This window comes from Sinorhizobium meliloti (assembly GCF_017876815.1).
Taxonomy (GTDB): Bacteria; Pseudomonadota; Alphaproteobacteria; order Rhizobiales; family Rhizobiaceae; genus Sinorhizobium; species Sinorhizobium meliloti.
Genome location: NZ_JAGIOS010000001.1, coordinates 3,514,895 through 3,538,489 on the forward strand (window position 1 = coordinate 3,514,895; position 23,595 = coordinate 3,538,489).

Annotated in this window: 21 protein-coding genes and 1 tRNA gene; 6 read left to right on the plus strand and 16 right to left on the minus strand. The window is 62.2% G+C overall.

Annotated features, from left to right (window positions below):
- Positions 1-3 precede the first annotated feature (3 nt).
- Together gcvH and gcvP are read left to right on the plus strand one after the other, a co-directional pair.
- Positions 4-366 carry a glycine cleavage system protein GcvH gene (gcvH, locus tag JOH52_RS17090; RefSeq protein ID WP_003529528.1) on the plus strand — a complete coding sequence of 121 codons (363 nt, stop codon included), beginning with the start codon at positions 4-6 and terminating at the stop codon, positions 364-366.
- Complete coding sequence (gene gcvP / locus JOH52_RS17095; protein WP_010969293.1) at positions 366-3,230, plus strand: aminomethyl-transferring glycine dehydrogenase; 2,865 nt, start codon at positions 366-368, stop codon at positions 3,228-3,230. The genes gcvH and gcvP overlap by 1 nt, the downstream gene beginning before the upstream one ends.
- 286 nt (positions 3,231-3,516) lie before the next feature.
- Here the strand turns inward: gcvP and tig are convergent, their stop codons facing one another.
- A complete protein-coding gene (gene tig, locus JOH52_RS17100) occupies positions 3,517-4,992 on the minus strand; it encodes a trigger factor (protein WP_010969292.1) in 1,476 nt (491 codons plus the stop codon).
- Positions 4,993-5,167: 175 nt separating this feature from the next.
- Positions 5,168-5,252 (minus strand) — tRNA-Leu (locus JOH52_RS17105).
- A 1,479-nt stretch (positions 5,253-6,731) separates the two neighbouring features.
- Between JOH52_RS17105 and JOH52_RS17110 the strand changes: the two genes are divergently transcribed.
- The 3 genes from JOH52_RS17110 (at position 6,732) to trmFO (ending at position 8,836) form a co-directional block, all read left to right on the plus strand.
- Entirely contained in the window at positions 6,732-6,875 is a 144-nt protein-coding gene (locus JOH52_RS17110; RefSeq protein ID WP_003529522.1) for a DUF1127 domain-containing protein, read from the plus strand.
- A gap of 306 nt (positions 6,876-7,181) precedes the next feature.
- Positions 7,182-7,325, plus strand: a complete 144-nt coding sequence (locus JOH52_RS17115; protein WP_003529520.1) for a DUF1127 domain-containing protein — start codon at positions 7,182-7,184, stop codon at positions 7,323-7,325.
- Positions 7,326-7,417: 92 nt separating this feature from the next.
- On the plus strand, positions 7,418-8,836 hold the full coding sequence (trmFO, locus tag JOH52_RS17120) for a methylenetetrahydrofolate--tRNA-(uracil(54)-C(5))-methyltransferase (FADH(2)-oxidizing) TrmFO (protein ID WP_010969291.1): 1,419 nt from the start codon (positions 7,418-7,420) through the stop codon (positions 8,834-8,836).
- Between the two features lie 29 nt (positions 8,837-8,865).
- Here the strand turns inward: trmFO and JOH52_RS17125 are convergent, their stop codons facing one another.
- The 5 genes from JOH52_RS17125 to yajC form a co-directional block, all read right to left on the minus strand.
- Positions 8,866-9,321, minus strand: coding sequence for a hypothetical protein (locus JOH52_RS17125; protein ID WP_010969290.1), 456 nt, complete (start codon positions 9,319-9,321; stop codon positions 8,866-8,868).
- 94 nt (positions 9,322-9,415) lie between these two features.
- Positions 9,416-10,258 carry a phytoene/squalene synthase family protein gene (locus JOH52_RS17130; RefSeq protein ID WP_003529514.1) on the minus strand — a complete coding sequence of 281 codons (843 nt, stop codon included), beginning with the start codon at positions 10,256-10,258 and terminating at the stop codon, positions 9,416-9,418.
- Positions 10,259-10,279: 21 nt separating this feature from the next.
- Complete coding sequence (locus JOH52_RS17135; RefSeq protein ID WP_003529512.1) at positions 10,280-10,666, minus strand: Mth938-like domain-containing protein; 387 nt, start codon at positions 10,664-10,666, stop codon at positions 10,280-10,282.
- 2 nt (positions 10,667-10,668) lie between these two features.
- On the minus strand, positions 10,669-13,245 hold the full coding sequence (gene secDF / locus JOH52_RS17140) for a protein translocase subunit SecDF (RefSeq protein WP_010969288.1): 2,577 nt from the start codon (positions 13,243-13,245) through the stop codon (positions 10,669-10,671).
- A gap of 165 nt (positions 13,246-13,410) precedes the next feature.
- Positions 13,411-13,743 carry a preprotein translocase subunit YajC gene (gene yajC / locus JOH52_RS17145; protein WP_003534584.1) on the minus strand — a complete coding sequence of 111 codons (333 nt, stop codon included), beginning with the start codon at positions 13,741-13,743 and terminating at the stop codon, positions 13,411-13,413.
- A 338-nt stretch (positions 13,744-14,081) separates the two neighbouring features.
- On the opposite strand from yajC, the gene JOH52_RS17150 reads away from it, so the two are divergent.
- Positions 14,082-14,957, plus strand: a complete 876-nt coding sequence (locus JOH52_RS17150; RefSeq protein ID WP_010969287.1) for an ATP-binding protein — start codon at positions 14,082-14,084, stop codon at positions 14,955-14,957.
- Between the two features lie 104 nt (positions 14,958-15,061).
- Here JOH52_RS17150 and JOH52_RS17155 read toward each other — a convergent pair whose 3' ends face one another.
- The 9 genes from JOH52_RS17155 to JOH52_RS17195 form a co-directional block, all read right to left on the minus strand.
- Positions 15,062-16,600, minus strand: a complete 1,539-nt coding sequence (locus tag JOH52_RS17155) for a LysM peptidoglycan-binding domain-containing protein (RefSeq protein WP_010969286.1) — start codon at positions 16,598-16,600, stop codon at positions 15,062-15,064.
- 323 nt (positions 16,601-16,923) lie between these two features.
- Complete coding sequence (locus JOH52_RS17160) at positions 16,924-17,577, minus strand: biotin transport regulator (protein ID WP_010969285.1); 654 nt, start codon at positions 17,575-17,577, stop codon at positions 16,924-16,926.
- A 171-nt stretch (positions 17,578-17,748) separates the two neighbouring features.
- Complete coding sequence (locus JOH52_RS17165; protein ID WP_014526709.1) at positions 17,749-18,402, minus strand: protein-L-isoaspartate(D-aspartate) O-methyltransferase; 654 nt, start codon at positions 18,400-18,402, stop codon at positions 17,749-17,751.
- Positions 18,399-19,169 (minus strand): 5'/3'-nucleotidase SurE, encoded by a 771-nt coding sequence (surE, locus tag JOH52_RS17170; RefSeq protein WP_010969283.1) that lies wholly within the window; start codon positions 19,167-19,169, stop codon positions 18,399-18,401. The genes JOH52_RS17165 and surE overlap by 4 nt, the downstream gene beginning before the upstream one ends.
- A gap of 27 nt (positions 19,170-19,196) precedes the next feature.
- Entirely contained in the window at positions 19,197-20,480 is a 1,284-nt protein-coding gene (gene serS / locus JOH52_RS17175) for a serine--tRNA ligase (protein ID WP_003534571.1), read from the minus strand.
- 136 nt (positions 20,481-20,616) lie between these two features.
- Positions 20,617-21,459 carry a twin-arginine translocase subunit TatC gene (tatC, locus tag JOH52_RS17180; protein ID WP_003534569.1) on the minus strand — a complete coding sequence of 281 codons (843 nt, stop codon included), beginning with the start codon at positions 21,457-21,459 and terminating at the stop codon, positions 20,617-20,619.
- Entirely contained in the window at positions 21,456-22,103 is a 648-nt protein-coding gene (tatB, locus tag JOH52_RS17185) for a Sec-independent protein translocase protein TatB (RefSeq protein ID WP_010969282.1), read from the minus strand. Before tatB ends, tatC begins: the two co-directional genes overlap by 4 nt.
- A 73-nt stretch (positions 22,104-22,176) precedes the next feature.
- A complete protein-coding gene (locus tag JOH52_RS17190; protein WP_003534564.1) occupies positions 22,177-22,383 on the minus strand; it encodes a twin-arginine translocase TatA/TatE family subunit in 207 nt (68 codons plus the stop codon).
- A gap of 94 nt (positions 22,384-22,477) precedes the next feature.
- On the minus strand, positions 22,478-23,587 hold the full coding sequence (locus tag JOH52_RS17195) for an ABC transporter ATP-binding protein (RefSeq protein ID WP_010969280.1): 1,110 nt from the start codon (positions 23,585-23,587) through the stop codon (positions 22,478-22,480).
- Between the last annotated feature and the right edge of the window lie 8 nt (positions 23,588-23,595).

The window sequence follows — 23,595 nt, forward strand, 5'->3', positions numbered from 1 at the left end:
CGTATGCTGAAATTCACCGAGGAACACGAATGGCTGAAGATCGATGGCGACGTCGCGACCGTCGGCATCACGGAGCATGCCGCTGGCCAGCTCGGCGATCTTGTCTTCGTGGAACTGCCGGAAGCGGGTGCCAGCTTCTCCAAGGGCGACTCGGCCGCGACGGTCGAGTCCGTCAAGGCGGCTTCGGACGTCTATTGTCCGCTTGATGGAGAAATCGTCGAGGTCAATCAGGCGATCGTCGACGATCCGTCGCTCGTCAACAGCGATCCGCAAGGCGCGGCCTGGTTCTTCAAGCTGAAGCTCGCCGATCCGGACGCTGCCAATGCGCTCCTGGACGAAGCGGCCTACAAGGAGTTCGTCGCCTGATGAGCATGCCCAAGGACTTTACCTTCACCGATTACAAGCCTTACGACTTCGCCAATCGACGTCACATCGGCCCTTCGCCGGCCGAGATGGACGAGATGCTGAAGGTCGTCGGCTATCCGAGCCTCGACGCGCTCATAGACGACACCGTGCCGCCGTCGATCCGCCAGCGGACGCCGCTTGCCTGGGGCGCGCCGATGACCGAGCGCGAGGCACTCGACAAGCTGCGCGAGACGGCGAACCGCAACCGGAAGCTCGTCTCCCTGATCGGTCAGGGCTACTACGGGACCATCACCCCGCCGGTCATCCAGCGCAATATCCTCGAGAATCCGGCCTGGTACACCGCCTATACGCCCTATCAGCCGGAAATCAGCCAGGGGCGGCTGGAAGCCCTGCTCAACTACCAGACCATGGTTTGCGATTTGACCGGCCTGGACGTCGCGAACGCCTCGTTGCTCGACGAGGCGACGGCGGCAGCCGAAGCAATGGCCATTGCCGAGCGCGTCGCAAAGTCCAAGGCGAAGGCGTTTTTCATCGATGAGAACTGCCATCCCCAGACGATTGCGCTCCTGAAGACCCGGGCGGAGCCGCTCGGCTGGCAGATCGTCCTCGGCGATCCGTTCGAGGATCTGGACGCTGCCGGCGTCTTCGGCGCGATTTTCCAGTACCCCGGTACCTACGGCCATGTCCGCGACTTCTCGGGCCTGATCGCCAAACTCCATGGGCAGGGGGCAATCGCCGCCGTAGCAGCCGATCCGCTGGCGCTGGCGCTTCTGAAGTCTCCGGGTGAAATGGGCGCCGACATCGCGATCGGTTCGACCCAGCGCTTCGGCGTTCCGGTCGGCTACGGCGGACCGCACGCCGCCTATATGGCGGTCAAGGATGCCTATAAGCGCTCCATGCCCGGCCGCCTCGTGGGCGTGTCGGTCGATGCGCGGGGCAACCGCGCCTACCGGCTGTCGCTCCAGACCCGTGAACAGCATATCCGGCGCGAAAAGGCGACATCGAACATCTGTACCGCGCAGGTGCTGCTTGCCGTCATGGCCTCCATGTATGCGGTCTTCCACGGTCCGGACGGAATAAAGGCGATCGCCCAGAGCGTGCACCAGAAGACGGTCCGGCTTGCCATGGGATTGGAGAAGCTCGGCTATACCGTCGAGCCGGATGTCTTCTTCGATACGATCACCGTCGAAGTCGGCAAGCTGCAAGGCATCATCCTCAAAGCCGCCGTGGCCGAGGAGGTAAACCTTCGCAAGATCGGCACGACCAGGATCGGCATCAGTCTCGACGAGCGTTCGAGGCCGGTCACGCTCGAGGCCGTCTGGCGCGCCTTCGGGGGCGATTTCAAGGTCGAGGAGTTCGAGCCGGACTACCGCCTGCCGCAGGAACTGCTGCGCACCAGCGCCTATCTCACCCATCCGATCTTCCATATGAACCGCGCCGAGAGCGAGATGACGCGTTACATGCGCCGCCTCGCCGATCGCGATCTTGCGCTCGACCGCGCGATGATCCCGCTCGGCTCCTGCACGATGAAGCTCAACGCGACCGCGGAGATGCTGCCGATCACCTGGCCGGAGTTCTCGGAAATCCATCCCTTCGTGCCGGCCGACCAGGCACTCGGCTATCAGCATCTCATCGAAGACCTGTCGCAAAAGCTCTGCGCGATCACCGGCTACGATGCGATCTCGATGCAGCCGAACTCGGGTGCCCAGGGTGAATATGCCGGTCTGCTCGCGATCCGCGCCTACCATATCGCCAACGGCAACGAGCATCGCGACGTCTGCCTGATACCGACCTCGGCGCACGGCACCAACCCGGCCTCGGCGCAGATGGCCGGCATGAAGGTGGTGGTCGTCAAGGTGAGCGACGCCGGCGAGATCGATATGGACGATTTCCGCGCCAAAGCGGAGCAGTATGCGGACACCCTCTCCTGCTGCATGATCACCTATCCCTCGACGCACGGCGTGTTCGAGGAGAACGTCCGCGAAGTCTGCGAGGTCGTGCATAAGCACGGTGGCCAGGTCTATCTGGACGGCGCCAACATGAATGCGATGGTTGGCCTTTCCCGCCCTGGCGACATCGGCTCGGATGTCAGCCATTTGAACCTGCACAAGACCTTCTGCATTCCGCATGGCGGCGGCGGTCCCGGCATGGGCCCGATCGGCGTCAAGTCGCATCTCGCCCCCTTCCTTCCGGGACACCCGCAGACCGACGGGCACGAGGGCGCCGTATCCGCCGCACCGTTCGGGTCGGCCTCGATCCTGCCGATCTCCTGGAGCTACTGCCTGATGATGGGCGGCGAAGGCCTGACGCAAGCGACCAAGGTGGCGATCCTCAACGCCAATTACGTCGCCGCCCGGCTGAAGGGTGCCTATGACGTGCTCTACAAGTCGGCGAAAGGCCGGGTCGCGCATGAATGCATCATCGATACCCGTCCGCTCGCCGAAAGCGCCGGCGTCACGGTCGATGACGTCGCCAAGCGCCTGATCGACTGCGGCTTCCATGCACCGACGATGAGCTGGCCGGTCGCGGGCACACTGATGATCGAACCCACGGAATCGGAAACGAAGGCCGAGCTCGACCGCTTCTGCGACGCCATGCTGGCAATCCGCGAAGAGGCCCGCGCCATCGAGGACGGCCGGATGGACAAGGTCAACAATCCGCTGAAGAACGCGCCGCATACGGTCGAGGACCTCGTCGGCGACTGGGACCGGCCCTATTCGCGCGAGCAGGCCTGCTTCCCACCGGGCGCCTTCCGCGTGGACAAATACTGGTCGCCGGTCAACCGTGTCGACAATGTCTATGGCGACCGCAATCTCGTCTGCACCTGCCCGCCGATCGAGAGCTACGCGGAAGCGGCGGAATGATGACGTGATCCGATCGGGCGCGGTTCAAGCGCCGCGCCTGCCTGCCACGTCCTGAAAGCAAAAAGCCCGGCTCCTAAGCCGGGCTTGGCCTACTGCATGTCTCCTTTAATCGTATCCGATTAAAGGACAAAAACATGCAGCAGATCAAAGTGCTGCAGCGACCTTTGCGCGTCTGATAAGACGCGCGGCGCTGTAAGCACTTCCCGGAGAAGTGCGGAGCAGCTTTCCCTCTGCAGAAAAGAAAAAGCCGCCCGGAGGCGGCCTCTTCGTGTCCTGAGAGATGCGGTTACTCGGCGCTCTCGTCCGCAGCCTTCTTCTTGGCCGGGGCCTTCTTCTTCGGCGCGGCGGCTTCTTCGCCCTCGCCGGCTTCGGCCTTGGCGGCTGCCTTCTTCTTGGAGGCCGTCTTCTTGGCCGGCTTTTCGTCGCCCTCGTCGTCAGCCGTCAGCTCTTCCTTCGAGACCTTCTTGTCGGTCACCGAAACCTCGGTGAGCAGGTGGTCGACAACCTTCTCTTCGAAAAGCGGTGCGCGCAGCGAGGCGGCAGCACCGGGCGTGTTGCGGAAATATTCGAGGATTTCCTTTTCCTGGCCGGGGAACTGGCGCAGCTGCTCGAACAGCGAACGCTGCATCTCGTCATCGCTGACCTGAACGCCGGCCTTTTCGCCGATCTCGGAGAGAACCAGACCGAGGCGGACGCGACGCTCGGCGAGCTTGCGATATTCGGCTCGCGCTTCCTCTTCCGTCGTGTCTTCATCGGCGAAGGTCTTGCCGGCCTGCTGCAGGTCGGTGTTGATCTGGCGCCAGATGTTCTCGAACTCGGCATCGACGAGGCGCTCGGGTGTATCGAACTGATAGAGTTCGTCGAGCTGGTCGAGAAGCTGACGCTTGACCTTCTGGCGGGTGATCGAGCCGAACTGGCTTTCGATCTGGCCGCGGACGATTTCCTTCAGCTTGTCGACGGATTCGAGGCCGAGCTTCGTTGCGAGCTCGTCGTTGATCTCGATCGGGGCAGCGGCAGCGACGTCCTTGACGGTGATGTCGAAGGTCGCTTCCTTGCCGGCAAGGTTGGCTGCCGGATAATCCGCCGGGAACGTGACCGTGATGGTCTTTTCATCGCCGGCCTTTACGCCGACAAGCTGCTCCTCGAAGCCCGGGATGAAGCGGTTGGACCCGAGCACGAGCTCAGCATCTTCGTCCTTGCCGCCGTCGAAGGCTTCGCCGTCGACCTTGCCGAGATAGTCGACCGTGACGCGGTCGCCATTGGCAGCCTTGCCCTTCTTCGATTCGTAGGTGCGGGCGCTCTCGGCGATGCGCTGGATCTGCTCGTTGACTTCATCCTCGCTGACGTCGACGACCTCACGGGTGACCTTGATGCCGCTTGCATCCTTGAGTTCGATCGGCGGAATGATTTCGTAGGCGACCGTGAATTCGAAATCGGCTTGGGCGTTCAGGATCTTGTCGGCTTCCGCCTCGTCCTCGGTCATCGCGATTTCGGGCTGGGTTGCCGACTTCTCGCCGCGGCTCGTGAGGATTTCCGTCGGCTTTTCACGAACGATCTCGTTGACGAGATCGGCCATGATCGACTTGCCGTAAACCTTCTTCAGGTGCGCAACCGGCACCTTGCCGGGACGGAAGCCATTGATGCGGACACGATCCTTCACCTCGACGAGGCGCTCGTTCATCCGAGCCTGCATTTCGTCGGCCGGGATAACGACCTTGAGTTCGCGCTTCAGCCCTTGAGCGAGCGTTTCGATAACCTGCATGTTAAAACCTTCACTTCACGTTGACAGTGCTCTTCCCTTGAAAGGCTAGGCGAGCACGTGAGCCGATCCATTTGCCGGGAGTGGCTTTACGCAATTCCGACCGCTTTGCAAGCAAAATGGCGCCTTGCCGGCCCTCCTCAGCGCCGAATACCGACGCGTGACTGCTATATCGTCCTGGTGCGGGTAGAGAGACTTGAACTCCCACGCCTTGCGGCACCAGAACCTAAATCTGGCGTGTCTACCAATTTCACCATACCCGCGTTCAGACGATCGCACCGCCCAAATCGCATTCCTCACAAGATTTCATCAGCGGAATGCCGCGGATATTCTTGGGCCATGCGAAAGGTTCAGGGCTCCCGAGCGCGGCGTCTCTATAACACTCGTTTTCAACGGATCAAAGGGAAAATGCTCGCGCCCATTGCCCGCTCGCAGCCCGCGCTTCGAACGGCAAGCTTGAGGCTCCTTAGCAGAGGATGCCGGCAGAAACGTGATGCCGCGTCCCGACGCGTAACAGCCACTGGATCCGCGCCATCCATTGTCGGGACGGCGGACGGCCATCCGCGTTGCGCAATCCGCATATCTTCCATGTGGACATTGCACTGCACAAATCGATTTGAGGCCACTATATTCCAATCATCGAGGCGCCGCGGTGATAGCCGGCCGGGCGCCGGCGGGAATGATCGCCCGCAGCGGGAAGTCCCGCAAAGATCCGGGCTTAAGCTCGACAGAATTCGAAGCAGCGCACTCCTCCTCCCATCGCCGCTTCGATGGATTGGCAACACTCCTCCTCCCGGTTGCCAATCGCCTTTATGACGCCCGCCGGTCCTCCTCCCCCGACGGGCGTCATTTTCCCTCAGATATCCCGGCGCATTTTGTATAACGATCCACTTGCCCATTATTTCGGCATTCTGTGATCATTCGGCGCCTGAGCCATGCATCACTTGCATAGGTGCCATTCGCGGCAGCCCCTGGTAAAATCCGGGGGTTCGGCCTATATTCCAATCATCGATCGGGCAGCGCACTCCTCCTCCCAGCGCGCCCGATACGGATTGGCGACACTCCTCCTCCCGGTTGCCAATCAGATCAAGCAACGCCCGCTGGACCTCCTCCCCCAGCGGGCGTTGTTTATTTCTGCCTCCCCCCATCGCAGTGAAACCGAGAACCGCACGGCGGCGCGCCGCGTTCTAAGGTCTGTTGAGATTCGGGATACCCGGGGCGGCTTGTTTGATTCCCTCATCCCTGTGCTCGTCACAGGGATCCAGCCAGACCAAGTCCTTGGGCTGAAACAACGCTTCCCGCGCCGCAGACGCGGCGCTGCTGGATCTCTGTGACAAGCACAGAGATGAGGAGAGGAGAGATTGCAGACCTCCGATACGTTGTTTCCTGGGCCATGCAGTCGGCAATCTTGTCCGCACCGCCCTGAACGCCGACAAACCCACGAGAGCCTCAACGCCATCATCTATCTCGCAGCAGCCGTCATAAACTCCAGATGAAATCTCAACAGGCCCTAAAAGACCGCCACGGTCCTTGGAACGGTCTGGAAATGCGCAGGAAGCCCGCATCGGCACCAAAAGGTTAAGCCGCGGTTAACGCCGTTGAAAAGCTTTGCACGTCGCGCATGGGTGCGATGCAGCATTATCTCTGTAATCCCGGCTCAAACCGATTATATTCCGGTTCATAAGATGATGGCCAGCAAGAGAGATAGAGCGCTGGCGAACGACCTAGAAAGGAATAGGATCATGAACCTCGCACGTTCTTTCAACAACTGGCGCAAGTATCGTCAGACCTGCAACGAACTCGGCCGCATGAGCGACCGTGAGCTGACCGATCTCGGCATCGGCCGCGCAGACATCCCCTACGTTGCCCGTCAGGCAATCAAGTAAGCATCAAAGCTTTCGCCAGATTGTGGCCTTTCAAACGCCTTCCGGCTCCGCCGGTGGGCGTTTTTTTATTCTGCTGGGCCGTTCTGATCTCGTGCAGTAGTCCCTGAGAAAGCAACTTAACCGATACTTGATCGATGGCGCATTTTCGAGCCGGGCGAAATGCATGCTCACGAAATGATCGATGCACTGCACAAATGCATAGCAGATGCATCTACTTTGCACTCCATCTCCCAGTTAGACAAGCGTATAAGAACCTCAACGACGCAGACAATCACTGTCGCGAGCGATCTTCTTGAGGAAACGACCATGAACCCGATTCGCATTGCAAAAAGCTGGATCAACTACCGCCGTACCGTTGCCGAGCTGGGCAGCCTTTCCAACCACGCTCTGAACGATATCGGCATTACCCGCTACGACATCCGCAACATCGCGGCTCGCTCCTTCCGCTAGTCGGATCGAGTATTGCTTGGCTTGAAGACGGCGCCCTCGGGCGCCGTTTTCGTTTCTTGGAAGCGACGGATGCCTGTGGTAGGAAGCCGCCCATGAACAAAACGACGTCCTCCCATTCGCCCATCCACGTCATCGGCGGCGGCCTCGCCGGGTCGGAAGCCGCCTGGCAGATCGCCGAAGCGGGCGTGCCGGTCATCCTGCATGAAATGCGCGGCGTGCGTGGCACCGATGCGCACAAGACCGAGAGCCTCGCCGAACTCGTCTGCTCAAATTCTTTCCGCTCCGACGATGCGACCAGCAATGCCGTCGGCGTGCTCCATGCGGAGATGCGTCTTGCGGGCTCCCTCATCATGCGATGCGCCGATCTCAACCAGGTGCCTGCAGGCGGTGCGCTCGCGGTCGACCGCGAAGGCTTTGCCGAGGCAGTCAGCGCAGCGATCGCAGACCATCCGCTGATCACGGTTCTTCGGGAAGAGATCCGGGGCCTGCCGCCGAAGGACTGGGATCTCGCCATCATTGCGACGGGCCCGCTGACAGCACCGGACCTCGCCGAGGCGATCCGCGCGGAGACCGGCGCCGATGCCCTCGCCTTCTTCGACGCCATCGCACCGATCGTCCATGCCGACACGATCGACATGGATATCTGCTGGCACCAGTCGCGCTACGACAAGGTCGGCCCGGGCGGCACGGGCAAGGATTATATCAACTGCCCGCTCACACAGGAGCAGTATGACGCCTTCGTCGATGCGCTCATTGCCGGCGACAAGGCCGGCTTCAAGGAATGGGAAGGCACGCCCTATTTCGACGGCTGCCTTCCGATCGAAGTGATGGCAGAGCGCGGCCGAGAGACCCTGCGTCACGGGCCGATGAAGCCGATGGGCCTCACCAATGCCCATAATCCGTCGGTCAAGCCCTATGCAGTAGTGCAGCTTAGGCAGGACAACGCGCTCGGCACGCTCTACAACATGGTCGGCTTCCAGACGAAACTGAAATACGGCGCGCAAGGCGAAGTCTTCCGGATGATTCCGGGGCTCCAGAATGCCGAGTTTGCGAGGCTCGGCGGCCTGCACCGCAACACCTATATCAACTCACCGACGCTCCTCGATCATTCGCTGACGCTCAAGTCACGTCCGGGACTGCGCTTTGCCGGCCAGATAACCGGCTGCGAGGGCTATGTGGAAAGCGCGAGCATCGGCCTCCTGGCGGGCCGCTTCGCCGCGGCGGAACGCAAAGGCGTGTCTCCCGTGCTACCGCCGGTGACCACGGCCTTCGGTGCTCTCCTCGATCACATCACCGGCGGCCACATCGTCTCCGACGACGAACCGGGCAAGCGCTCGTTCCAGCCGATGAATATCAATTTCGGGCTGTTTCCGCCGCTCGAGCCGGGCGCCCTGACAAGGCCGGAGGGTGCCAAACGCTTCCGGGGCAAGGAGAAGGCGCTCGCCAAGAAGCAGGCGATGGCATCGCGCGCGCTGAGCGATTGCGCAAGCTGGCTCGACCAAGCCGTCTGACGAGAGATGAGAACTCCGGTTTCAACCGGTCACTCCAGACCCTGCGCCGCGTCACCCGCTACTTCCAACTCCGATTTCGGACTGAAAGTGCCGAGCAGCCAGAGCGAAACCTCGGCTGCCTCGGCGGCCGTCCGAAACTCGAAAGCATTGTCCAGATAGGCGAAATCCGGGAAGTGGACGATTAGCCCCCGCCCACTCTCGGACGTGTTGACCCGCACCTTGCCGGGCTGAATGACGTGGCAGACATAATGCGTGCCGTGCGATTGTATGAACCCGGCCTTGCCATCGTGCAGCCGCAGGAAGATCGCCGTTCTGTCGACGGTCGAATGCAGCGCCCGGATCGCTTCGTCGGGGAATGCCCGGCCGAATTCCACGATCGCCGACCCGGCATCCGGATTGTCGGCATCGCGCTCTGCACGTGCGTTCATCCGAATATAGAACAGGCAGACGGCGGCGATCGCCACCAGGAGCAGTAACCAAAGCATTGCGTGGGTCCCTTGATAGCGACGGGATTCCGATTGAGGAGGGTCATATCCCGCGAGACTTGCGCCAGCGTGACGGCCGGGCGGCTAGCGAACGCTAAAACTCCCGGCGCCGGCTCGCCCGCCACATCCGCCATTGCCGCTGCCATTGCGGCGGCTGCAGTGACTGACGAAGGATTCGTGCTCCGGCGGCCTCCGCGCGATCGAACACCGGTTCGGCGAGGGCAACGGGAATGAACGCCGAGAAATTCCGGCCCGAGATCGCGCCTGCGCCTTCACGTGCCTTGGCGAGATGATCGCGGCCGAGGCCGCAGAAGGCGCGAACGGCCCTTTCGATCGCACTCTCGTCGGTCCCGGCAAGAAGCGTTTCCCTGTCGAGGCCCGTTGCGCTCAAAAGCTCGGCAGGAAGATAGACCTGGCCACGCCCGACATGAACCGGCAGAAGCAGCAGGAGACCGGCAACCGTCTGAGCAACCCCGGCATGGCCGGCTGCGTCTGCAGACCTCGCTGCGTTGTCGGGGTCCAGGATGAGAGATGAAAGCTGAATGAGTGCCGATGCGGTTTCGCCGGCATAACCCTCCAGCGCCGCCCTGTCCTGCATCGGGTCGTCGTAAAGATCGAAAATGCGTGCATCGATCATGTCCTGAAGGACGCGAACCGGAAGGTGATGCTCGCGAATGCAACGCAGGAGCGCTTCGGCCAGCGGATGCCCCGCGCCGTCGGACTGCTCGTTTTCGAGAGTGTCACGCCACCATTGCAGCCGGATCTCGCCCGGGAGCGGCTCCTTGACCATGTCGCGGACACGGGCGATTTCCGCGTAAAAGGCATAGAGCGCCGCGAGCGAGTGGCGCTTCTCTGCCGGAGAAAGCAGACAGGCCAGGTAGCGATCGCGGTCGGTGTCCCGCAAGGTTGCGAGAATCTGATCATCGGACTGTTGCACGCCGAGCTTCCTTCGAACGCCTCACACCGCGATCAATGCCGCGGCGACGGCGCGCGATTCCGCCAGCATCACGTTATAGGTCCGCACCGCCGCCCCGGTGCTCATCGGATCGGACGAGATGTTGGCGGCCCTGAGCGCTTCCTTCAGGTCTCCCGGCAAGGGACGGATTTCCCGGCCGGTGCCGACGAGCAGCACCTCGACGTCACGCGCCTCATCGAAGATGCGCTGGAATTTCGCGACCGCGAGCACGTCGCCTTCGGCAACGTCCCAGGCGTATATGCCGGAAGGCAGCATCAGAACCGACCCGCGATGCGACATATCGGCGAAGCGGAAGCCGCCATTGCCGTAGGCGTCGACAGGTGCGCGTCCTGGAAAGTGCGCTTCGCGCATTTCGATCCCTTTTGCCATGATCACACCGCACCCTTTGCTTCCGTCTCCGACGACGCATCCGGCTCCGCCGGGTCCTGCGTGCCTCCAAGACGATTGTTTCGGCGATTGAAGAGGATGAGCAGCGGTCCCGCGACATAGATCGAGGACACGGTGCCCACAAGCACACCGAATATGAGTGTCGCGCTGAAGGATTGGACGAGACCACTGCCTCCGAACAGATACAGCGCAACGAGAGCAAGGAGCGTCGTCACGGCGGTCAGGACGGTCCGCGACAGGGTCTGGTTGATCGACGTGTCGATCAGGACAGAGAGCGGCATTCTTCGATAGCGCACCAGATTCTCCCGGACTCGATCATAAATCACCATGGTGTCGCTCAGCGAGTAGCACACGATCGTCAGCAGCGCTGCGATGCTGGCGAGATTGAATTCGATGCCGGTCAGAACGAGGAACCCGAGCGTCAGCAGCACATCGTGCAACGTCGCGACGATGGCTCCGACGGCAAATCGCCGGCCGAACCGAAGCCACACGTAAAGCAGAACGGCCAGCACGGCTGCGGCAACGGCGAGCGACCCTGCCCGCGTCAACTCTCCGGAAACACCGGGGCCAACCACCTCGACACGCCGGAAGACATATTGATCCTCAAGTTCGGAGCGAACCAGCCCGACGGCCGTCTGCTCGGCATTGTCGCCGGCTTCCTGCGACGGGATACGGACGAGAACGTCTCGCGCCGATCCAAGTTCCTCGACTTGAACGTCTCCGAGGTTCAATTCGTCGAGACGGGCACGGATGTCGGCACCATCGGCGACGCCGGTCCGTGCTCTCAATTCGATGACGGAGCCGCCCCTGAAATCTGCTCCCATGTTGAGCCCGAGGCTCGTCAGGAGAACCAGCGAAGCAAGCGACAATGCTGTCATAAGAATAAAGACCGGATTGCGGATCGCCATGAAACGGAAATCCGCCCGGCTGAAAAATCCGGTCCGAATGCCGCGCGGCAGACGCTGCGGCAGCCGGCGGCGATACCATCCGCGAATAAGGCGGCGTGTCAGGCTGTGCGCCGTCAGAATGGTGGTGACGCTGCCGATGGCAAGCGTAACCGCAAAACCCCGAATAGCGCCCGACCCAAGATAGAGGAGGATGGCGCCGGCAATGAATATCGTCAGATTCGCGTCGACGATGCTCCTCAAGACGCGCTCGAATCCGTCGTCCAGCGCCCTTCGCAAGGGTTTGCCGCTGGTGCGCGCTTCTTCCCTGAGCCGCTCGTAGATGAGCACGTTCGAGTCGACCGCAATTCCGATCGTGAGGATGATCCCGGCAATTCCGGGCAGCGTCAGCGTGGCGCCGGTGACGGACAGGACCGCGATGATCAGCACGACGTTGACGATGACGGCAATGACGGCCACGACACCGAAGAAGCCGTAGAAGCCAATCATACAGGCTGCTACGGCAATGGCCGCGATCAGGCCCGCCGTGAGGCCGTTTGCAACGGCGTCAGCCCCGTCCTCGGGACCGACGGTGCGCTCCTCGATGACCGTCAGCGAAACGGGAAGCGGGCCGGCCCGCATCAGGGCGGCAAGATCGTTCGCCCCGTCCTCCGAGAGATTTCCGGAAATCCGGACGGCATCACCGGAAAGCGCGCCATCCAGAACGGACGTCGAGATAACCTGTCCGTCGAGCACGATCGCGAACTGCTTCCGCGGATCCGACTGCAGGAACGGCGCGACCCGCGCGGCAGCCCCGGCTGCAATCCTTGCATTGACGACAGGTTCGCTCGTTGCCGGATCGAAGCCCGGCTGTGCCTCGACGAAGTCCGGCGCCGCAGCAAAGGCGCGTCTCTCGACGAGGTAGGGTATCGGCGGATCGTCCAGCGAATAGAGGACCTCGGACCCCGCAGGCGGCCTCGTATCGACGGCCTGTTGTGCTGGCATCGAGGAATCCAGCCACTTCAGGGCGACATCTCCTCGCTGCCCGAGGAGATCCTTCAATCTTTGCGGCTCGTCCAGACCGGGGACCTGCACGCTCAGCCGGTCACCGCCGCGACGCTCTATGATCGGCACGACCGCGATGACTTCGCCGACACGCCGGCGTACGACCTCGATGGACTGGGCGACGGCATCTGAGACCCTCAGATCTATGCCCTCGTCCGTCAGGCGAAGCCGAAGCGTGTCGCTGGTCGCGCTTTCCTCGTAGACCAGTTCCTGGATGGAATTCCCGAAAAGCCCGCCCTGTCGAACGGGGGCGACCAACGCCTTCAGCGCGTCACGCGCCGCTGGTGCTTTCGTTGCATCGCGGAGACGAAACTGCAGACCCTGCCCGCTTCCGGACAGCCCCGTATAGCGGATATCCGCCTGTCTCAGCGCATCGGCGATCGTGTCGATGGTCGATTGCAGGCGCTCCGCGACGATGTCTTCGCGGCTGACCTTGAGGACGATATGGGAACCGCCCCTGAGATCGAGCCCGAGCGGCACCTGCCGATGCGGCAGCCAGGTCGGCCAGTCCGCGAGCTGCTCTCTGGAAAGGAGATTCGGCAGTGCGAAGGCGAGGCCCGCAAGGACGACCAGCCAGATGAGAATATTCTTGAACGGCGACAACCTGGGCATATTTCGAAATGCTCCATCCGCCGGTCTCTGCCGGTCGCGGCCCTTGCCCTAACCACGGTGATTTTGGCCTCGCGTCGCTCCAAAATCAAACCGTGATCAATGCCGATCGAAGGCGCGGTATGCGGGCGAAAACCGCGCACGCTTCTTCAAGTACCCGCGCCGGGGTTACTCCTTGACGGGCTCGCCCTTCACACGAACCTCGGAGACGCCGCTGCGCACGACGCGGACCTTGATGCCCTCGGCGATCTCCACTTCGAGCTCCGTATCGTCGACGACCTTGGTCACCTTGCCGACAATGCCGCCGCCGGTGACGACCTGGTCGCCGCGCCGGATGTTCTTCAGGAGCTCTTCGCGGCGCTTCATCTGCGCACGCTGCGGCCGGATGATCAGGAAATACATCACCACGAAGATCAGCAGGAATGGCAGGATGGACATCAGAATGTCGGCGCCGCCGCCCCCAGGGGCCGCCGTCTGCGCGAAAGCTTCGGTAATAAACATCGATCACTCCTTGAGTTCAAATTGCGCGCTTGCCCCCGCGGCAAACCTGCCGGAATATAGGCAAGCCGTCCCGTAACACAAATCGTCGGTACACTTCCCCGTTTCTCCTGCCTCTGGCACAAATTCCGCAGCAGGAGAACCCCCTGGTTGCAGGCTGCCGGTCTTTTCCAGCGCAAACCGCCGTGCTACCGAGAAAAACGCCGCCGGCGGCAGCTTCAACGGATTCGACCGGAGGATGAACGTCGCGGCGATTCAAGGATTTGGGTGGGCTGACGCACGCCCGTTATCGCGCGGGTCGGCCGCCCAGTTCGAAATTCAGCCTGCCGGAGATACATGAAATGCCCGAAAGCAAGATCGACGTCCTGCTCAACGAAATACAGAAGCTTTCGGCCGCGATGGAGCGCATCGCCGGACCGGCATATGCCGTCAACAATTGGCATGAGGCGGAGTGTTTCGTCTGGGCACCGGCCACGCGCCACCTGCAGCCCGTCCCGAGGCCGAATCGCATCGACCTCGCGCTCATCGCCGGCGTCGACCATGTCCGCGACATTCTCTTCGACAACACGCTCCGCTTCGCCGAAGGCTATCCGGCGAACAACGTGCTCCTGTGGGGCGCCCGCGGCATGGGCAAATCGTCACTGGTCAAGGCGGTCCACGCAAAGGTCGCCCACGACACCGGCAGCGCAATCAAGCTTGTCGAAGTACACCGGGAGGATATCGCCACCCTGCCCGTGCTGATGGAAATCCTGAAGGCGGCGCCGATGCCCGTGATCGTCTTCTGCGATGATCTCTCCTTCGATCACGACGATACCTCCTACAAGTCGCTGAAGGCGGTTCTCGACGGCGGCGTCGAGGGGCGCCCGGCAAACGTTCTGCTCTATGCGACGTCCAACCGCAGACACCTGCTTCCCCGCAACATGATGGAAAATGAACAATCCACCGCCATTAACCCCTCGGAGGCCGTCGAGGAAAAAGTGTCGCTATCCGACCGCTTCGGGCTATGGCTGGGTTTCTACAAGTGCAGCCAGGACGACTATCTGGCGATGGTCGACGGGTATGCGCAGTACTTCAAATTGCCTCTCGAGCCCGAAGCGCTGCATGCCGAGGCTCTTGAATGGGCGACGACGCGAGGATCGAGGTCCGGCCGCGTCGCCTGGCAATTCATTCAGGATCTGGCCGGTCGTCTGCGCAGACAGCTCGACACTCCTGCGTAATAGCACCTGCCGCCAGGTGGCGTGATCGCACAAGCGCCGCGCGTCTTGCCAGACACGCGGCGCTTTCGATTTGCCTACCAGCCGGACACAGCCGGTGCCATGGCTTATTCCAGATAGGTCGCAGGGTTGACCGGGGTCGCATTCTTGCGCACCTCGAAGTGAACTTGTGGCCGGGTCGCTCTGCCTGTCATGCCGGAGGATGCGAGCGTCTGGCCGCGCTGGACTTTCTGACCGCGTTGGACCTTGAGTTCGGCAGCGTTGCCGTAAACCGTCACCGTACCGTCGTCGTGGCGCACCAGAACGGCATTGCCGAGTTCTTTCAGGCTGCTGCCCGAGTAGATCACGACGCCGTTCTCGGCTGCCTTGATGGGGGTCCCCTCCGGCACCGAGATGTTGATGCCATCGTTTCGGTTGCCGTCGACATTGGCGCCATAGGCCGCGACGACCGCGCCACGGACCGGCCAACGGTACTTTCCGATGCCGGTCGATTTCGGAAGATCCTCGTTACCATCCGACCGGATGGCAACCTCCGACACGCTTTCCTTGGCGGCAGGCGCCTTGGTTTCAGTCAGCTTGCCCTGCTCCGTCGAAGCCGCCTGGGCCTCGTTCTTCTTGGCCGAAACAGAAGCCGTGACCACCGCATCGGTCGCCGGTGTTTTCGCCGAGGCACTCGGGATGTTGAGTTTTTGCCCGATGCGGATGGCTTCTGTCGAAAGCCCGTTTGCCTGCTTCAGGGCAGCGACCGAAACGCCGTTCGCCTTCGCGATACGGTTGAGCGAGTCGCCCGGCTTGACCGTATAGGCACCATTTCCACCGCCCTCGCCGGCGCTGTTGAGCTTGCCCGCCGCGACATCGCTGCGGCTTTCGCTCTTTTCACGCGATTGGGACTGGCCGGGGAGGATCGCCACCTCGCGCTGATCGGTCGGCAGCGGAGACGGACGCTTCTTGCCGCCCTCCACGTCGGCGATCGAACCCGATGCAGCCGCTTTCGCGGCGCTGCCTGCGGTACCGAATGTCGGAATAACGAGGCGTTGGCCCGGCTCTACCTGGCTTGCCGATTTTAGGCCATTCGCCTTCAGTATCTCCTTCTCGGGGACGCCGAACCGTCTGGCGAGGACCGTAACCGTGTCGCCTTGACGGACCATGATCGTCGGCGCGTTGGAGGCGCTCCAGCCCCCCTTGCCCGACATATCCTTGGCAGCCCCCGCCAGCGGCTCCGCCTTCGGGAGGGCCGCAGCCTGCGATTCGAGGGAAGCGGTCTGAACCTGCGGCTGCCGGGATGCGGCCGACGGCTCATCGAGGCTCGTTCGCTGAACGCTCATCGGCGTCGATGCGACACGGGCGCTGGATACCGGCGCGGCCGCCGTATTGTAGCCTCCGTTGCCGTCGCCGGAGGGATAGGATTGACCGAGCGCTGCGCTGTTCCCGTAGGAGGGCGCCGCACCGCCGCTCGCGACATCGCCTCGCGGTACCGTACTCGAGCCCTGCGGGATCGAACCCGTCATTATGTCGTCGGACCGCGAAAAGAGCCCGCCGAAGCGGCTGGCGTCAGAACTGCAACCGGTCGCTACACCCGCAAGCAGGATCGCCGCACAGAGACGGATCACGGACTTGCCTGCCTGGGGAGATACAAATTTACGCATGACGCTTTACCCACTCCGAACGCAACTCGCTGTAGAATGATTAAAGCGCATTAGAGTTACCGCCCGGTTAAAGGCGGCACCGTTTTGGCGAAATGCTAACCATAGCCGCGCCGGAGCGGGCGTTCTCCGGTCATACATCGGAGGTCTGCAAACTCTCCGCACCTCATCTCTGTGCTTGTCACAGAGATGAGAGCAGCGCCGCGTCTGCGGCGCGGGGAAGCGTTCTTTCAGCCCAAGGACTTGGCCTGACTGGATCCCTGTGACGAGCACAGGGATGAGGAGATCAAACAAGCCGCGGCGGGTATCCCGGATCTCAACAGGCCCTATAGCAGCTCGGAATAAAGCCGTTCGATTTCGGTCATCGGTCTCGGCTCGGGCGCATCTACCTCATAGCTGATGTTGGACGCATCCCAGGCGAAAAAGGCGCGCTCTGCCGGCGACATCGTGGTTGTGGCCGGCGAAGGGGCAATCTTGTCTTCCTCGAGAAAGACGCTGACCAGGTTCTCGAATTCGGCATCCATGTCGAGGCCGCTGTCGGCATCATAATCGAGCGACCGCAGGCCCGCGACCGCCGCTTCGCGCGTCCCGAAATAGCGCAGGCTGTTCTGATCCTCCGGGCGAAGGCCGTCATAATAGTCGATGAAGGCCCGGTAATATGCCCTGTAGTCACCGGTTTCGGCGAGCCTGCCGAACGCCTGGTGTTCGCGTGCCGCTAGTTGCGGCGAAAGACGATTGTTCCACTCGTCCTTCGTGAGAGGCGGCAATTTCTCAGGCGTTCTTTTGGCCCGGCCGAGATAGAGCAGCGCGTCGGCGGAAAGCGAAATGCGCGGTGTCGGATCGACGAAGCCCGTAGGCGGAACCGGCACCCCGCTCTCGCCCTTGTCTGCGGCACCGGTCGGGTCAGCCGAACGCCCGGCAAGATTGCCCAAGCCGTCGCCTGACGCAGCGGCAGCGTTCAACCTGTTCTCGATCTGCATATGCCGTCTCCGTCTATCGCACGACGACCGCGATGCGGAGCAAATGCACACTCCGCGCCATGTTCATGCTGTCCCGGCCTGGATCACGATGATTTCAGGTCGGGTACCTAAAGCGGGAAGCTTGCACGGGGCTGGAGCGGGTTAAAATTGTCTTAACGCACTCATCCCGCCCTAAAGGAACGACGCTACCTGTGGGACGATCGGGAGGTAAGGCGCGTCGAACAGATCTTCCCGGTCGAAGCGGCTACCGGTACGGTTGACGCGAACGATGCGGCAATGCGTTTCGCTCATCATGATCGGCACCAGCAGGGTGCCGCCCGAAACGAGATGATCGGAGAACGTCCGGGGAAGGCTGTTGAATGCGGCGGTAATGAGAATCCGGTCGAAGGTGCCCTCGCCCGGCACTCCTGCGCTGCCATCGGCCTGGCGGACGACGACGTTGCGCAGGCCCGCCTTCTCCAGGTTTTTCTGCGCCGATGCGACGAGTGTCTGATACCTGTCGATCGTCAGCACGCGCTCGGCGATCCGCCCCATCACGGCCGCGGTAAAGCCGCTGCCGGTTCCGACCTCGAGTATGCGCTGGCCAGGCTTGAGATTGAGACAGTGCAGGAGCCGGACGGCCATGTCGCAGCCCTCCATGAAGGAACCGCACTCGAGCGGAATGAGCCGTTTGGAGTAGACCTCGTCCTGGTATTGCGGCGGAGCGAAGAGCGTCCGCGGCGTCTGCTCCACAGCCTTCAGCAGCTCATGATTGACGATGCCGCCCGAGCGAAGCCGCAGCGCCATCGCTGCAAACCCCTCCTGCTGCGAAATTCGTCCGTTCAAGCGACACTTCCTTCCCGCAATGCCTGCGCGATGCGTTCCTGAGCGGCATGATCGGTCATGTCCAGTTTAAGCGGGGTTACCGAAATCCTGTTGTCGCGGAGAGCCCTGATGTCGGTGCCTGAACGGAAATCGCCGGCACGCTCGCCGAAACGGAGCCAGAAATAGGGAAAGCCGCGTCCGTCCGTGCGCTCGTCGATGCTGAGACCGAATTCGAGCTTGCCCTGCGATGTGACTTCAACGCCCGCAACGGCATCGACGGCGCAGTTCGGAAAGTTCAGGTTGATGAGCGTTCCGTCCGGCAAGTCGACACCCATCAATGTGCGGATGAGCGCCGGTGCGTGCGTCTCGGCTACATCCCAGGGAACGTCGCGGCCGACGGCATGTTGATAGGCCTGGCTGAGCGCGATCGAACGAATGCCCTGCAGCGTTCCCTCGATGGCGCCGGCCACCGTTCCGGAATAAGTGACATCGTCAGCAAGATTGGCGCCGACATTGACGCCGGAAAGGACGAGGTCGGGCTTGCGATCAAGGATCTTCTTGACCGCCATGATCACGCAATCGGTCGGCGTGCCCCGGAGCGCGAACCGCCGTTCGGAAACCGGGCGCAGACGCAGCGGCTCCGAAAGCGTCAGAGAATGAGCAAGCCCGCTCTGGTCCACTTCCGGCGCCACCACCCAGACGTCGTCCGATATCGTCCGGGCGATCCGTTCCAGCACGGAGAGGCCCTCGGCGTGAATGCCATCGTCATTCGTCAGCAGGATGCGCATTGCCGGTCTTCTTCCGCTTCTTCGTGCTTAGGCCGATTTCTCGATCCGCCGCAGGCCGCCCATATAGGGCACAAGGACGTCCGGCACCGTGATCGAGCCGTCATCATTCAGGTAATTCTCGATCACGGCAATCAGCGCCCGGCCGAGGGCGACGCCGGATCCGTTGAGCGTGTGGACGAACTTCGTCCCCTTCTCTTCTTTCCCGCGGTAACGTGCGTTCATCCGGCGGGCCTGGAAATCGCCGCAGACGGAGCAGGAGGAAATTTCGCGATAGGCGTCCTGGCCCGGCAGCCAGACCTCGAGATCATAGGTCTTGCGCGCGCCGAACCCCATATCGCCGGTGCAGAGCGTCATGACGCGGTAGTGCAGGCCGAGGCGCTTCAGCACCTCCTCGGCACAAGCGGTCATCCGCTCGTGCTCGTCTATCGAACTTTCGGCGTCGGTGATCGACACCAGTTCGACCTTGTTGAACTGATGCTGGCGCAACATGCCGCGGGTGTCACGACCTGCGGAACCGGCCTCGGAGCGGAAGCACGGGGTCAGCGCAGTGAAGCGCAACGGTAGTTTTTCACCGTCGAGAATCTGCTCCCGCACCATGTTCGTCAGCGGGACTTCCGCGGTCGGGATCAGCCAGCGCCCGTCGGTCGTACGGAAGAGATCGTCGGAGAATTTCGGCAACTGTCCGGTGCCGTACATCGCATCGTCGCGGACGAGCAATGGAGGCTGAACCTCGATGTAGCCATGCTCCCCGGTGTGCAGATCAAGCATGAACTGGCCGAGTGCCCGCTCGAGGCGTGCAAGCTGGCCCTTCAGGATGGTGAAGCGCGAGCCGGCAATCCGGGCCGCTCCTTCGAAGTCCATCAGTCCCAGCGCCTCGCCGATCTCGAAATGCTCGAGAGGCTTGTGGTTCCAGCCGGGCTTGGCGCCGACGACCCGGGTCACGACATTTGCGCTTTCGTCCGCACCGACGGGCACGTCGGCGAGCGGCGTGTTGGGGATGCGCGACAGCGCATCCGAGAGCTCGGCCTCGATCCGGCGGCTTTCCTCTTCGGCCGCCGGCAACGCATTCTTGAGGTCGGCGACTTCGGCCTTGAGCCTGTCGGCCAGCTCGCTGTTCTTCTGGGCCATCGCCGCGCCGATCTCCTTCGACGCAGCATTGCGCCGCGACTGCATGTCCTGCAACGACTGGAGGACTGCGCGGCGGCGTTCGTCAAGTGCGATCAGGGACGCCGACAATGGCTCCGCACCCCGTTTCGCCAGGGCTTCATCGAGCGCGTCTGCATTCTCACGGATCCATTTGATATCGAGCATAGTCGTTCCACGCGTTGGTTGCTGCATGACATCGGAGCCGTTGACGACGAAATCCTGCAGCGATTCAGAATGCCACAGCGCCCCTCGCGCGTCCGAAGAGCGCGGGCGCTGCAGTAACGGCGCAAGAACTCCGCGGTCAGCCCTTGGCGGGGTCAGCCGTCTCGGACGAACTTTCCTGCTCGGAGGCAGCCTCGCGCTCGAGGGCCTCGGCAGCCCTTCGCCTTTCGACGATTCGCGCCGTGTAGATTGAAATTTCGTAGAGAAGGATGGCTGGCAGCGCAAGGCCGATCTGGGAAACCGGATCCGGCGGCGTCAGAACCGCTGCGACCACGAAGGCGATCACGATCGCGTATTTGCGCTTTTCGGCAAGCCCCTGGGAGGTGACGAAGCCGACACGCGCGAGGAGCGTCGTGATGACCGGCAACTGGAACACCAGACCGAAGGCGAAGACCAGAGACATGATGAGGCTGAGATACTCGGACACCTTCGGCAGGAGCTGGATGGCGACCTGCCCTTCGCCGCCGCCCTGTTCCATGGCGAGGAAGAACCACATGACCATCGGCGTGAAGAAGAAATAGACCAGCGCGCCGCCAAGCAGGAACAGGAGTGGCGAAGCGACGAGGAACGGCAGGAAGGCAGCGCGTTCGTTCTTGTAAAGGCCGGGTGCAACGAACCTGTAGACCTGCGACGCGATGACCGGAAATGCGATCACCAGCGCACCGAACATCGCGACTTTGATCTGCGTGAAGAAGAACTCCTGCGGCGCCGTGTAGATGAGCTCGACGTTGCGGTGGCTGAGCCCGGCCCAGCTCACGGCCCACTTGAACGGCAGAACAAGAAGGTTGAACAGCTGCTTGGCAAAATAGAAGCAGACGAGGAACGCCACGAAGAATGCGCCCACCGCCCACATCAACCGCGTGCGCAGTTCGATCAGATGCTCGATAAGCGGCTGCGGCCGGTCCTCGATATCGCGGCTCATGCATCACCTTTCTTGCGCGAAGCCGCGCGCGTCTTCGACTTATTCGCAGCCGGCGCTTCGCCCGGCGCCTTGCGCGCCGGCGACTTCTTCGGCGCCGTTTCGCCCGCGGCCTTCTTCGTGACGGAAGTGCCTGGCTTCTTCGACTGCGCTCTGGGCTTGGGCGCAGGTTTCGGTTCGCTCGCCTTCGGCACGTCGGCGGCACGGTCCATCTGCCTCGATGCCGAGCTCACCGCTGCCGCCGCCACCTTTTCCGTGGCTTTTGCCGCCGTTTCGCCGACGGCGTCGGTATTGACCGGTTCGACCAGTGGTTCGGGCGTTGCGGAGGCTGGCGGTCTGTCGGGCGTGGTCGCCTTTTGCAGATCGGATTTGATCTCGTTTCCGAGCTGCCGCAGCGGGTTCATCGCATCCCGCAATGCCGCGGTCGGATTGAGACTTTGCGCATCGCTGATCGTCTTGCGCACGTCGTCGAGATCGGCTTCGCGCAGCGCCTCGTCGAACTGCCGCCGAAAATCGGACGCCATTCCGCGCATCTTGGACGTCATCCGTCCAAACGCGCGCAGCATCGGCGGCAGGTCCTTCGGACCGACGACGATGATCAAGACGATTGCGATAACAACAAGCTCGGTCCAGCCGATATCAAGCATCCGACGCGCCCTAAAAACCCGTGATGCGGGCTACCGGGTGCCTGTCGCACCCAGCCCCGTCAGCTTCCGACCGTCAGCGGACTTCGTCAGATTTGTGGTCGACGGTCTTGCCGTCGATCGATTTGTCGGCCGAAGCGACCTCGTCGTCGCCCATGCCCTTCTTGAAGTTCTTGATGCCTTTGGCAACGTCGCCCATCAACTCGGGGATCTTGCCGCGGCCGAACAGCAGCAGAACCACCGCCAGAACGATCAGCCAATGCCAGATACTAAAGGAACCCATCCACTTACTCCCTCGAGACCCTAAACAGATTAGAGCCCAGCACGTTGTCATTTTTCAGGCGCACCCCTCAGGGGACGCCTCCTCTTGGCGGACCCTAAGGTGTTGATGCGTCTTTTTCAAACACCAATATGTCGCGCTCGTTAACGGAAAGCGTGACGTCACGCAATCCTTGCGGCAGCAAATCGGCGCGGATGCGGGCGCGAACCGTGCGTTCGGACTGCGGCACGGCGAGTTCCAAAAGCTCCACGACGCCCAGGAAGCGCCGGGACACGATGCGCGCCGGAATTTCTCCACCGGTCTCGTCGAGCCGGATGCCGGAAAGACGCACGGCTACGCTCAGTGGCTGCCCCTCCGTATATTGCCCGGTTGCCACAACCCCCAGCGGCGTTTCGACATGACCGTCCCGCACGCGCGCATCGAAGACGTTTATTTCGGAGAAGAAGCCGGCAGTGAAGAGATCGCAGGGCCGGCGATAGAGCTCGTCCGCCGTGCCGACCTGCACCAGGCGGCCGTCCTTCAGGAGGGCGATCCGGTCAGCCATACGCATCGCCTCCTCGGCGTCGTGCGTTACGACGATGGCGGTCGCGCGCGTCTCGCGCAGTATGGCCAGCGTGTCGGCGCGGATAGAATCCTTCAGGCGGGAATCGAGGCCGGAAAAAGGCTCGTCCATCAGCAGCACCGCCGGCCGCGGCGCAAGTGCACGGGCCAGCGCCACGCGCTGCTGCTCGCCGCCGGAGAGCACATGCGGATACCGCTCGGCATAATGCAGAAGGCCGACCCGCTCCAGCGCGGCATCGGCCTGCAGCAATGCCTTCTTCTTCGGCAATTCGGTCAAGCCGAAACAGACGTTCTCACGGATGGTCATATGAGGAAAAAGGGCGAAGTCCTGGAACATCAGGCCGACGCCGCGTTGCTCGGGCGGAACGAAGATGGAAGGGCCGGATATTTCCTGTCCGTTCAGCAGAAGGCGCCCGCCCGTCTGCTTCTCGATGCCCGCGGCGATACGCAACAGCGTTGTCTTGCCGGAGCCGGACGGTCCGAGCAGGCAGAGCACTTCGCCGGCTTCGGCCTTGAGCGTTACGCCCTTGATCGTATCCTTGGAATGGTAACGATGGCTGATATTCTCGAATGCCAGGTTCGCTGCGAACGACACACCCGAGCGCCTCGTCATCGCGACGGCGCCGTTACGCGCATCTGAAACCATGCTTGCAT